Below are 12,063 nucleotides of genomic sequence, written 5' to 3'. Positions count from 1 at the left end.
TGCCGTCGTCATCACGATGGGCAACCGCCCCGACGACCTGCGCGCGCTGATCGACTCGGTCGCCAAGCAGGAGGGCGACCGCATCGACGTCGTCGTCGTCGGGCAGGGCACCCCGGTCACCGGGGTGCCCGGCTGGGTCCGGACCGTCGACCTGCCGGAGAACCTCGGCATCCCCGCCGGCCGTAACGTCGGCATCGAGGCCTTCGGGCCGGGCGGCACCGACGTCGACGTCCTGCTCTTCCTCGACGACGACGGGCTGCTCGCCCACACGGACACCGCCGAGCTGGTCCGGCAGGCCTTCACGGCGGACCCGCGGCTCGGCATCATCAGCTTCCGCATCGCCGACCCCGAGACCGGGGTCACCCAGCGCCGGCACGTGCCGCGGCTGCGCTCCGCCGACCCGATGCGCTCCTCGCGGGTGACGACCTTCCTCGGCGGCGCCAACGCCGTCCGGACCAAGGTCTTCGCCGAAGTGGGCGCACTCCCGGGGGAGTTCTTCTACGCGCACGAGGAGACCGATCTCGCCTGGCGCGCGCTCGACGCCGACTGGATGATCGACTACCGTTCCGACATGGTGCTGTTGCACCCCACTACAGCGCCTTCCCGCCACGCCTCGTACCACTTCAACGTGGCCCGTAACCGAGTGTGGTTGGCACGTCGCAATCTGCCCGCGCCCCTGGTGCCGGTGTATCTCGGCGTCTGGCTGCTGCTCACCCTGGCCCGTCGGCCTTCGCTCTCCGCGCTCAAGGCGTGGTTCGGCGGTTTCCGCGAAGGGTGGGCGACTCCCTGCGGTCCGCGCCGCCCGATGAGGTGGCGTACGGTGTGGCGGCTGACCCGGCTGGGTCGCCCCCCGGTCGTCTGACATCGTGGTACCGACGTGCCGCGCATCTTGAACACGAAAGTTTCGACTGTGAGTGACACACACCAGGGCGGGGCGGTCGCGACGAGCGCGCCCCCGTCCGTCGACGAGGGCCTGGCCCCGGCCGAGCTGGCCGCGAAGTACGGTCTCGCGGTCAGCGGCGCCCGGCCCGGGCTGTTCGAGTACGTACGCGAGCTGTGGAGCCGCCGCCACTTCATCCTGGCCTTCTCCTCGGCCAAGCTGACCGCCCAGTACAGCCAGGCCAAGCTGGGCCAGGTGTGGCAGGTGGCGACCCCGCTGCTCAACGCCCTGGTCTACTACCTGATCTTCGGGCTGATCCTGGGCGCCGGACAGGGGATGACCAAGGAGGTCTACATCCCCTTCCTGGTCACCGGCATCTTCGTGTTCACCTTCACCCAGAGCTCGGTCATGGCCGGCGTCCGGGCGATCTCGGGGAACCTCGGCCTGGTCCGGGCCCTGCACTTCCCGCGGGCCAGCCTCCCGATCTCCTTCTCGCTCCAGCAGCTCCAGCAGCTGCTGTTCTCGATGATCGTCCTCGTGGCGATCGTGCTCTCCTTCGGCAGCTACCCCTCCCTCCGGTGGCTGCTGGTGATCCCGGCGCTGTTCCTGCACTTCGTGTTCAACGTGGGACTCGCCATGATCGTGGCCAGGATGGGCTCCAAGACCCCCGACCTCGCCCAGCTGATGCCGTTCATCATGCGGACCTGGATGTACGCCTCCGGCGTCATGTTCTCGATCCCGGTGATGCTCGCCGACAAGCCGGCCTGGATCGCCGACATCCTCATGTACAACCCGGCGGCGGTCTACATGGACCTGATCCGCTTCGCCCTCATCGACGGCTACGGCGCGCAGAACCTTCCGGACCACGTCTGGATGACCGCCCTCGGCTGGGCCCTCGCCGTCGGCGCCGGCGGATTCGTCTACTTCTGGAAGGCCGAGGAGAGGTACGGCCGTGGCTGACCCCAACCCGAGCAACGTCCCCACCGTCATCTGCGACGACGTCCACATCGTCTACCGGGTCAACACCGGCGGCGGAGGCAAGGGCAGCGCCACCGCGGCCCTCAGCCGGATCGTCGGCCGCGGCAAGGCCGAGGTCACCCGCGGCGTCCGCAAGGTCCACGCCGTCCGCGGCGTCACCTTCACCGCCTACCGGGGCGAGGCCATCGGCCTCATCGGCTCCAACGGCTCCGGCAAGTCCACGCTGCTGCGCGCCGTCGCCGGACTGCTCCCCACCGAGAGCGGCAAGGTCTACACGGACGGCCAGCCGTCCCTCCTGGGCGTCAACGCGGCCCTCATGAACGACCTGACGGGCGAGCGCAACGTCATCCTCGGCGGCCTCGCCATGGGCATGAGCCGTGAGGAGGTGCGCGCCCGGTACGACGGCATCGTCGACTTCTCCGGCATCAACGAGAAGGGCGACTTCATCAGCCTGCCGATGCGCACGTACTCCTCCGGCATGGGCGCCCGGCTCCGGTTCGCCATCGCGGCGGCCAAGAACCACGACGTCCTCCTCATCGACGAGGCCCTCGCGACGGGTGACCGCAAGTTCCAGATCCGCTCCGAGGAGCGCATCCGCGAGCTGCGCAAGGAGGCCGGCACGGTCTTCCTGGTCAGCCACAGCAACAAGTCCATCCGGGACACCTGCGACCGGGTGCTCTGGCTGGAGAAGGGGCAGCTCCTCATGGACGGCCCCACGGACGAGGTCCTCAAGGCGTACGAGCGGGAGACCGCCCGCTAGCGAGCACCCCGAGCTGTACGGAACCCCTGCCGGAGTCACCCGGTAGGGGTTCCTCCGCCCTCCCGTCGCCCACCACCACCCTTGCCGGAAGGTGCTACGCACCTGCACCCTTCTTCTCCGCGCGTCGCGCTGCCACCTGGAATGTTCATGCGGTAAACATCGGGCAGGATGAGGACATGGCAGCGATCTCGGGGGGAAAGACCTACCACCACGGCGATCTGCGCAACGCGCTGATCTGCGCCGCCGTCGACCTGGCCACCGACGGCGGGCCCGAGCGGGTCGTCCTGCGCGAGGCCGCCCGCCGGGTCGGCGTCTCGCCCACCGCCGCCTACCGGCACTTCGACGGGCGGGGCGAACTGCTCCGTACCGTCAAGCTCCACGCCCAGCGCCTGCTCGCCGACTCCATGGACCGGGCCGCCGCCCGCGAGCCCGGCGCCGACGACCCCGCCCTGGCCGCCGAGCGCAGGCTCGTCGCCCTCTGCCGGGGCTACGTCGGCTTCGCCGTGGACCAGCCCGGCCTCTACCGCGCCGCGTTCTGCGTCCCCCGCCCCGCCGAAGCCGACGAGCCGGTCTCGGGCCGGCCGGCTCCCGAGCCCGAGATCCGCGCCTTCACCCTGCTCAAGGAGGCCCTTGAAGGCCTCGCCAAGGCCGGCGGACCCCGCCCCGGCGTCCGGCCCGCCGCCGGCGCCGCAGCGTGGTCGGCCGTGCACGGCCTGTCACTTCTCCTGCTCGACGGTCCGCTGCGGCGCCTGCCCGCGCAGCGCAGGAACGACGTCGTCGAATCCACCCTGGCCATGGTCGTCTCCGGCGCCCGCACTCCCTGACTCCCGCCCGGACTCGAACTCCCTTTCCGTACAGGAGGGTTGGCGACCCGTACGGATGAAGTCCCGGATCCCTGCCACCCCGGAACGACGACTGCCGTCGTACAACGTAAGCTGGACCGGTCTGTTTCGAGGCAAGTAGGGCGATACCCCACGGCCATCGGGTCGCCGGGAGACGGCCCGGCGGGCAGGAGTAGGCGGCGTGTCCGAAATAGGATGGATTGGATCGGCAGTGTAGAACGGGAGTCGTGACGGCCATGACGCAGAATCTCCAGCTCCACGAGGGTGTCGCCGTCCCCTTGTCGGGCAGCGCCCAGTGACGGGTCCCCGGCAGGTGCGCCCCGACGCCTCCTCGCGCACCACACTCGGCAAGGCCGCGGACGAGAACTTCCCCGTGGCCCCCTTCTTCCTGCCCCGTGCCTGGCGCGACGACCTCATGGCCGTTTACGGCTACGCCCGCCTCGTCGACGACATCGGCGACGGCGACCTCGCCCCCGGTGGCGCCGACGCCCGGCACCTCGGCCTCACCCCCGAGGAGGGGGAGGACCGCGTCGCGCTCCTCGACGCCTTCGAGGCCGACCTCCGGCGCGTCTTCGACGGCACCCCCCGCCACCCCCTGCTGCGCGCGCTCCAGCCGACCGTCCGGCGGTGCGGCCTCACACCCGAGCCCTTCCTCGGCCTGATCGCGGCCAACCGCCAGGACCAGCTGGTGCGCCGCTACGAGACGTACGACGACCTCCTCGCGTACTGCGAGCTCTCCGCCAACCCCGTCGGCCGCCTCGTCCTCGCCATCACCGGCACCGACACCCCGGAGCGGATCCGGCGCTCCGACGAGATCTGCACCGCCCTGCAGATCGTCGAGCACCTCCAGGACGTCGCCGAGGACCTCGGCAACGACCGGATCTATCTGCCCGCCGAGGACCTCAAGCGCTTCCACGTCACCGAGGACGACCTGGCCCGGCCCACCGCGGGCGCCTCCGTGCGCGCCCTGATCGCCTTCGAGGCCGAGCGGGCCCGCGAGCTGCTGTACGCGGGCATCCCGCTCGTCGGCAGCGTCCACGGCCGGCTCCGCCTCCTCCTCACCGGATTCACCGCCGGAGGCCTCGCGGCGCTCGACGCGATCACCGCCGCCGGATTCGACGTCCTTCCCGGCCCGCCGGGGCCCACCAAGCCGAGCCTGATGCGCCAGGCTGGAGCGGTTCTGCTCCGGGCGCGGAGAGAGGGGTGAGCGCCACCGTGGAGGGACAGCTCCAGCCGTCCGCACCCGTACTGGCCGCCTACAGCTACTGCGAGGCGGTCACCGGGCAGCAGGCCCGCAACTTCGCGTACGGGATCCGGCTGCTGCCGACCGAGAAGCGGCAGGCGATGTCCGCGCTGTACGCCTTCTCGCGGCGCGTCGACGACATCGGCGACGGCACGCTTCCGGTCGAGGCCAAGCGGGAGCGGCTCGAAGCCACCCGCGCGCTGCTCGACCGGGTCCGCACGGGCGGGGTCGACGAGGACGACACCGACCCCGTCGCCGTCGCGCTCGCCGACTCGGCCCGCCGCTTCCCGATCCCGCTCGGCGGTCTCGACGAGCTCATCGACGGCGTCCTCATGGACGTGCGCGGCGAGACCTACGAGAGCTGGGACGACCTCAAGGTCTACTGCCGCTGCGTCGCCGGCGCGATCGGCCGGATCTCGCTCGGCGTCTTCGGCACCCAGCCCGGCGCCCCGGGCGCCGACCGCGCCCCCGAGTACGCCGACACCCTCGGCCTCGCGCTCCAACTCACCAACATCCTCAGGGACGTCCGTGAGGACGCCGGGAACGGGCGCACCTACCTGCCCGCCGACGACCTCGCCAAGTTCGGCTGCGGGGACGGCTTCGGGAGCGAGACCCCGCCGCCCGGCGCCGACTTCGCCGGCCTCGTCCACTTCGAAGTACGGCGCGCCCGCGCCCTGTTCGCCGAGGGCTACCGGCTGCTGCCGATGCTCGACCGGCGCAGCGGCGCGTGCGTCGCGGCCATGGCGGGCATCTACCGGCGCCTGCTCGACCGCATCGAGCGCGACCCCGAGGCCGTCCTGCGCGGCCGGGTCTCGCTGCCGGGCCGGGAGAAGGCGTACGTCGCCGTGCGCGGCCTCTCCGGGCTCGACACCCGCCACATCGCGCGACGTACCGTCAGGAGGCGTGCCTGATGCGCCCGTACGCCCCCGCCCGCCAGGCAACCCGGAGCGCCGCCCCGGCGTCCCTGCCTGCGGTGCCCCTGCCCGGGGTATCCCTGCCGACCGCCTCGACCCGAACGGAGGCCGTGTGACGACCGAAGGAACCGAGCGGAACTCCCCGCAGCCGCACGCCGTCGTCGTCGGCGGCGGGCTCGCCGGGATCACGGCCGCGCTCCAGCTCGCGGACGCCGGCGTCCGCGTCACGCTGCTCGAAGGCCGGCCCCGCCTCGGCGGCCTCGCCTTCTCCTTCCGCCGCGGCGACCTCACCGTCGACAACGGCCAGCACGTGTACCTCCGCTGCTGCACCGCCTACCGGTGGTTCCTCGACCGGATCGACGGCGCCCGGCTCGCTCCCCTCCAGGACCGGCTGGACGTGCCCGTCCTGGACGTCGCGCACCCGCGCGGCCCCCGGCTCGGCCGGATCCGCCGCGACGCCCTTCCTGTACCGCTGCACCTCGCGCGCAGCCTCGCCACGTACCCGCACCTCTCCCTCGCCGAGCGTGCCTCCGTCGGCCGGGCCGCGCTCGCCCTGAAGAAGCTCGACCCCGCCGACCCGGCCCTCGACGGCATCGACTTCGCCACCTGGCTCGGCCGCCACGGGCAGTCCCCGCGGACCGTCGAGGCCCTCTGGGACCTCGTCGGCATCCCCACCCTCAACGCCCCCGCCCCGCAGGCCTCCATGGGGCTCGCCGCGATGGTCTTCAAGACCGGCCTCCTCTCCGAGCCCGGCGCCGCCGACATCGGCTGGGCCCACGTCCCGCTCGGCGAACTCCACGACACCAGGCCCGCGAAGGAGCTCGACGCCCTCGGCGTCCGCACCCTGCTGCGCACCAAGGCCGAGCGGATCTCCCGTACCGACGACGGCCGTTGGGCGGTCGAGGTGTCGGGGGAGACCCTCGACGCCGACACCGTCGTCCTCGCCGTACCGCAGCACGAGACGCACGCCCTGCTGCCCGAAGGCGCCCTCGACGATCCCGACCGGCTCCTCGACATCGAGACCGCGCCCATCCTCAACCTGCACGTGGTCTACGACCGCAAGGTGCTCAAGCGGCCCTTCTTCACGGCGCTGGGCTCCCCGGTCCAGTGGGTCTTCGACCGCACCGACTCCTCGGGACTGAAGGGCGGCGGCCAGTACCTCGCCGTCTCCCAGTCCGCCGCCGGGGACGAGATCGACGAGCCCGTCGCCGTCCTGCGCGAGCGCTACCTCCCGGAGCTGGAGCGGCTGCTGCCCGCCGCCCGCGGCGCCGGGATCCGCGACTTCTTCGTCACCAGGGAGCGGACGGCCACGTTCGCTCCCTCCCCGGGCGTCGGCCGACTTCGCCCCGGCGCCCGCACCCGGGTCCCCGGCCTCTACCTGGCCGGATCCTGGACCGCCACCGGCTGGCCCGCGACCATGGAGGGCGCCGTCCGCAGCGGCTTCAGCGCAGCGGGCGCGGCGCTCTCCACCCTCGGCCGCCGTCATGACCATCCGCTGCAGGAGGCGGCATGACTGTGAGTACCGGAACTAGAGGAGAGACCGTGCCGACTGTGCCGCCGGGTAATCCGGCCGTCGACACCGCGGACGTGTCCGCACTGCTGGAGCGAGGGCGGACCCTGTCCACTCCCGTACTGCGAGCGGCCGTCGACCGCCTCGCAGCGCCCATGGACACCGTGGCCGCCTACCACTTCGGCTGGATCGACGCCCACGGCAACCCTGCCGACGGCGACGGCGGCAAGGCGATCCGCCCCGCGCTCGCCCTGCTGTCGGCCGAGGCCGCGGGCGCCGCGCCCGAGGTCGGCGTCCCCGGCGCCGTCGCCGTGGAACTCGTCCACAACTTCTCGCTGCTCCACGACGACCTGATGGACGGCGACGAGCAGCGCCGCCACCGCGACACCGTGTGGAAGGTGCACGGACCGGCCCAGGCCATCCTCGTCGGCGACGCCCTCTTCGCCCTCGCCAACGAGCTGCTGCTCGAACTCGGCACCGTCGAGGCCGGCCGGGCGACCCGCCGGCTCACCACGGCCACCCGCAAGCTCATCGACGGGCAGGCCCAGGACATCTCGTACGAGCACCGCGAGCGGGTCACCGTCGAGGAGTGCCTGGAGATGGAGGGCAACAAGACGGGCGCCCTGCTCGCCTGCGCCGTCTCCATCGGTGCCGTCCTCGGCGGGGCCGACGACCGCACCGCCGACAAGCTGGAGGAGTACGGCTACCACCTCGGCCTCGCCTTCCAGGCCGTCGACGACCTCCTCGGCATCTGGGGCGACCCGGAGGCCACCGGCAAGCAGACCTGGAGCGACCTGCGCCAGCGCAAGAAGTCGCTGCCGGTCGTCGCGGCCCTCGCCGCGGGCGGAACCGCCTCCGAGCGGCTCGGCGAACTGCTCGCCGAGGACGCCAAGTCCAACGACTTCGACACCTTCTCCGAGGAGGAGTTCGCCTTCCGGGCCGCCCTCATCGAGGAGGCCGGAGGACGCGAGTGGACCTCCCAGGAGGCCCGCCGCCAGCACGCCGTCGCGATCGAGGCCCTGCACGAGGTGGACATGCCCGCCCGCGTGCGGGAACAGCTCACCGCGCTGGCCGATTTCGTGGTCGTACGGAAGAGATGATCACCATCACCCTCATATGAGTTCGCAGTCGCCGGCCGGTGCCATCCGGCGCCGGCCGACGGCAGACCCGCAGGAGCAGAAGTAACCGACTGCATCAAAGGGGAAGCCATGACAGCGACGACCGACGGAAGCTCCGGGGCCGTGGGCCCCCGGGCGGCCGCGGCCAGCACGACGCACGACACCGCCGCGCCGGAGGAGCTCTCCGTCGCGTGGGACACGCTCGACGAGAGCGCCGCACGGGCCGCGGAGCGCGCCGTCGAGCACCTGCTCGCCCGCCAGGACCCGTCGGGCTGGTGGAAGGGCGACCTGGAGACCAACGTCACCATGGACGCCGAGGACCTGCTCCTCCGCCAGTTCCTGGGCATCCTCGACGCCGACACCCTCCGGGCGGCGGCCCTCCACATCCGCCGCGAACAGCGGGAGGACGGTGCCTGGGCCACCTTCTACGGCGGAGCCGGCGACCTCTCCACGACGGTCGAGGCCTATGTGGCCCTGCGGCTCGCCGGAGACCCGCCCGAGGCCCCGCACATGGCCCGCGCCTCCGCCTGGGTCCGCGACCGTGGCGGGATGGCCGCCGCCCGGGTCTTCACCCGGATCTGGCTGGCCCTCTTCGGCTGGTGGCGCTGGGAGGACCTGCCCGAGCTGCCCCCCGAGCTGCTGTTCCTGCCGAAGTGGTTCCCGCTCAACATCTACGACTTCGGCTGCTGGGCCCGGCAGACGATCGTGCCGCTCACCGTGGTCTCCGCGAAGCGCCCGGTCCGCCCCGCGCCCTTCCCGCTCGACGAGCTGCACACCGATCCCGCCCGGCCCAACCCGCCGCGGCCCCTCGCCCCGGCCACCGGCTGGGACGGGATCTTCCAGCGGCTCGACAAGGCGCTGCACGTCTACCACCGGGTCGCTCCGCGCGCGCTGCGCGGGACCGCCATGAACGTGGCCGCCCGCTGGATCGTCGAGCGCCAGGAGAACGACGGCTGCTGGGGCGGCATCCAGCCCCCGGCCGTCTACTCGGTCATCGCCCTCCACCTCCTCGGCTACGACCTCGGGCACCCGGTCATGCGCGCCGGCCTGGAGTCCCTCGACCGGTTCGCGGTCTGGGGCGAGGACGGCTCCCGCATGATCGAGGCCTGCCAGTCGCCCGTCTGGGACACCTGTCTCGCCACCATCGCGCTCGCCGACGCCGGGCTCCGCCCCGATCACCCGGCGCTGGTGAAGGCCGTCGACTGGATGCTGGACGAGGAGATCACCAGGAAGGGGGACTGGGCGGTGCGCCGCCCCGGACTCCCGCCGGGCGGCTGGGCGTTCGAGTTCCACAACGACAACTACCCCGACATCGACGACACCGCCGAGGTCCTCCTCGCCCTGCGCCGGGTCGACCACCCCGACCCCGCGCGGGTCGAGGCGGCCATCGCCCGGGGTGCGCGCTGGACGCTCGGCATGCAGTCGCGCAACGGCGCCTGGGGAGCCTTCGACGCCGACAACACCAGCGTGTTCCCCAACAAGCTGCCGTTCTGCGACTTCGGCGAGGTGATCGACCCGCCGTCCGCCGACGTCACCGCCCACGTGGTGGAGATGCTCGCCTTCGAGGGGCAGGCCCGAAACCCCCGCACGCGCCGGGGAATCGACTGGCTCCTCGCCGAACAGGAGCCGAACGGCGCCTGGTTCGGCCGCTGGGGCGTCAACCACGTGTACGGGACGGGCTCGGTGCTCCCGGCCCTCACCGCCGCGGGGCTGCCCGGCTCCCACCCGGCGATCCGCCGGGCCGTCGCCTGGCTGGGCTCCGTACAGAACGAGGACGGGGGCTGGGGCGAGGACCTCCGCTCGTACGAGGACGAGCGGTGGATCGGACGCGGCGCCTCCACCGCCTCCCAGACCGCCTGGGCGCTCCTGGCCCTCCTCGCGGCGGGCGAGCGCGACTCCGGGCCCGTCCGGCGGGGTGTCGCCTGGCTCACGGAGACGCAGCGCGAGGACGGATCCTGGGACGAGCCGTACTTCACGGGCACCGGTTTCCCCTGGGACTTCTCCATCAACTACCACCTCTACCGGCAGGTGTTCCCGCTCACGGCGCTCGGGCGCTACGTGTACGGGGAGCCCTCGCCCGGCAAGGGGCGCTGATGGGCCGCGAGCCGGGACCGGGCCCGGCCGCCCGCCCCGGCGCCGCACCACCGCTGCTGATCGCCTGTGCGCTCGGCATCGAGCGGTTCGCCCTGCGCGGCGGGGACCACACGGGCGCCCCCGGCCCGGTGACCGTGGTGCGTACGGGCATGGGACCCGCCCACGCCCGCAGGATGGTGTCCCGGGTGCTCGGCGAGGAGCGGTGGGCGGACGCCGCCGTCATCGCCTCCGGTTTCTGCGCGGGGCTCGCCCCGGGCATGCACCCGGGGGACCTGATCGTCGCCGAGGAGACCCGCGGCCCCGAGGGCACGACCCCCTGCGTCGGCACCGAGCTCCTGGTGAAGGCGCTGGTCAGGGCGGTGCCCGGGCGGACCGTCCACACCGGCCCGCTGAGCGGCTCCGACCATGTGGTGCGCGGCCCCGAGCGCGTCGCGCTGCGGGCCACCGGGGCGATCGCCGTCGACATGGAGTCCGCGGCGACCCTGCGGACCGCCCGGGAGGCCGGCCGGCTCGGCGGCGGGCCGGACGCCCGCCCGGTTGCGGCCGTACGGGTGGTCGTGGACGCTCCAGAACATGAACTGGTCCGGATCGGCACGGTACGCGGGGGAATATCGGCCTTCCGTGTTCTCCGTGCCGTCCTTCCCGCATTCTTCGAATGGCACCGTTCTTTGCTGCTCCCCAGGAGGTGAGCGAGTTATGGCCATGCCGCTTCGTCAGTCCATCAGGGTCGGGACCTACCTCGTCGAACAGAAGCTCCGAAAGCGTGACAAGTTCCCGCTGATCGTCGAGCTGGAGCCGCTCTACGCCTGCAACCTCGCGTGCGAGGGCTGCGGGAAGATCCAGCACCCGGCGGGTGTCCTCAAGCAGCGCATGCCGGTCGCGCAAGCGGTCGGCGCGGTCCTGGAGTCAGGCGCCCCCATGGTGTCCATCGCGGGCGGCGAGCCCCTGATGCACCCTCAGATCCACGAGATCGTGCGCCAGTTGGTGGCCAGGAGGAAGTACGTCTTCCTCTGCACCAACGCGATGCTGCTCCGCAAGAAGCTGGACAAGTTCACGCCCTCGCCGTACTTCGCCTTCGCCGTGCACATCGACGGCCTGCGCGAGCGGCACGACGAATCCGTCGCCAAGGAAGGCGTGTTCGACGAGGCGGTGGCGGCCATCAAGGAGGCCAAGCGGCGCGGCTTCCGCGTCACCACCAATTCGACCTTCTTCAACACGGACACCCCGCAGACCATCATCGAGGTGCTCAATTACCTCAACGACGACCTCCAGGTCGACGAAATGATGATCTCGCCCGCCTACGCCTACGAGAAGGCCCCCGACCAGGAGCACTTCCTCGGCGTCGAGCAGACCCGCGAGCTCTTCAAGAAGGCCTTCGCGGGCGGGAACCGGCGCCGCTGGCGTCTCAACCACTCGCCGCTCTTCCTGGACTTCCTCGAGGGAAAGGCCGATTTCCCCTGCACGGCCTGGGCCATTCCCAACTACTCGCTCTTCGGCTGGCAGCGACCCTGCTATCTGATGAGCGACGGCTACGTCCCCACGTACCGCGAACTCGTCGAGGACACCGACTGGGACAAGTACGGCCGCGGAAAGGACCCGCGCTGCGCCAATTGCATGGCGCACTGCGGCTACGAGCCCACCGCCGTCCTCGCCACCATGGGTTCCCTCAAGGAGTCCCTGCGTGCGATCCGGGAGACCGTCTCCGGGAACAACGGGTGAGTGAC

General features: G+C 72.0%; 11 protein-coding genes. All 11 read left to right on the top strand.

From position 1 onward, the window contains the following. Positions 1-16: 16 nt before the first annotated feature. Positions 17-862 carry a glycosyltransferase family 2 protein gene (locus OG357_RS06585; protein WP_329625504.1) on the top strand — a complete coding sequence of 282 codons (846 nt, stop codon included), beginning with the start codon at positions 17-19 and terminating at the stop codon, positions 860-862. Between the two features lie 48 nt (positions 863-910). Then, entirely contained in the window at positions 911-1,840 is a 930-nt protein-coding gene (locus OG357_RS06580) for an ABC transporter permease (RefSeq protein ID WP_317600873.1), read from the top strand. Further along, positions 1,833-2,618, top strand: coding sequence for an ABC transporter ATP-binding protein (locus OG357_RS06575; RefSeq protein ID WP_329620239.1), 786 nt, complete (start codon positions 1,833-1,835; stop codon positions 2,616-2,618). The genes OG357_RS06580 and OG357_RS06575 overlap by 8 nt, the downstream gene beginning before the upstream one ends. A gap of 176 nt (positions 2,619-2,794) precedes the next feature. Continuing rightward, positions 2,795-3,442, top strand: a complete 648-nt coding sequence (locus OG357_RS06570) for a TetR/AcrR family transcriptional regulator (protein WP_329620238.1) — start codon at positions 2,795-2,797, stop codon at positions 3,440-3,442. A gap of 313 nt (positions 3,443-3,755) precedes the next feature. Further along, a complete protein-coding gene (hpnC, locus tag OG357_RS06565; RefSeq protein WP_329620237.1) occupies positions 3,756-4,667 on the top strand; it encodes a squalene synthase HpnC in 912 nt (303 codons plus the stop codon). Further along, positions 4,664-5,614 (top strand): presqualene diphosphate synthase HpnD, encoded by a 951-nt coding sequence (gene hpnD / locus OG357_RS06560; protein ID WP_329620236.1) that lies wholly within the window; start codon positions 4,664-4,666, stop codon positions 5,612-5,614. Before hpnC ends, hpnD begins: the two co-directional genes overlap by 4 nt. Positions 5,615-5,729: 115 nt before the next feature. Next, positions 5,730-7,130, top strand: coding sequence for a hydroxysqualene dehydroxylase HpnE (hpnE, locus tag OG357_RS06555; protein WP_329620235.1), 1,401 nt, complete (start codon positions 5,730-5,732; stop codon positions 7,128-7,130). Next, positions 7,127-8,227, top strand: a complete 1,101-nt coding sequence (locus OG357_RS06550) for a polyprenyl synthetase family protein (RefSeq protein WP_317600884.1) — start codon at positions 7,127-7,129, stop codon at positions 8,225-8,227. The genes hpnE and OG357_RS06550 overlap by 4 nt, the downstream gene beginning before the upstream one ends. A 108-nt stretch (positions 8,228-8,335) precedes the next feature. Continuing rightward, the gene (shc, locus tag OG357_RS06545; RefSeq protein WP_329620234.1) at positions 8,336-10,339 is read left to right on the top strand and encodes a squalene--hopene cyclase; all 2,004 of its coding nucleotides are present in this window, start codon (positions 8,336-8,338) and stop codon (positions 10,337-10,339) included. After that, a complete protein-coding gene (locus OG357_RS06540; RefSeq protein ID WP_329620233.1) occupies positions 10,339-11,028 on the top strand; it encodes a phosphorylase family protein in 690 nt (229 codons plus the stop codon). Before shc ends, OG357_RS06540 begins: the two co-directional genes overlap by 1 nt. Positions 11,029-11,035: 7 nt before the next feature. After that, positions 11,036-12,058 (top strand): adenosyl-hopene transferase HpnH, encoded by a 1,023-nt coding sequence (gene hpnH, locus OG357_RS06535; protein WP_329620232.1) that lies wholly within the window; start codon positions 11,036-11,038, stop codon positions 12,056-12,058. Positions 12,059-12,063 lie beyond the last annotated feature (5 nt).

The sequence above is a fragment of the Streptomyces sp. NBC_01255 genome, from assembly GCF_036226445.1.
Taxonomy (GTDB): Bacteria; Actinomycetota; Actinomycetes; order Streptomycetales; family Streptomycetaceae; genus Streptomyces.
The sequence above is the reverse complement of the archived record's forward strand: the minus strand, read 5'-3'. Positions and strand labels throughout refer to the sequence as shown.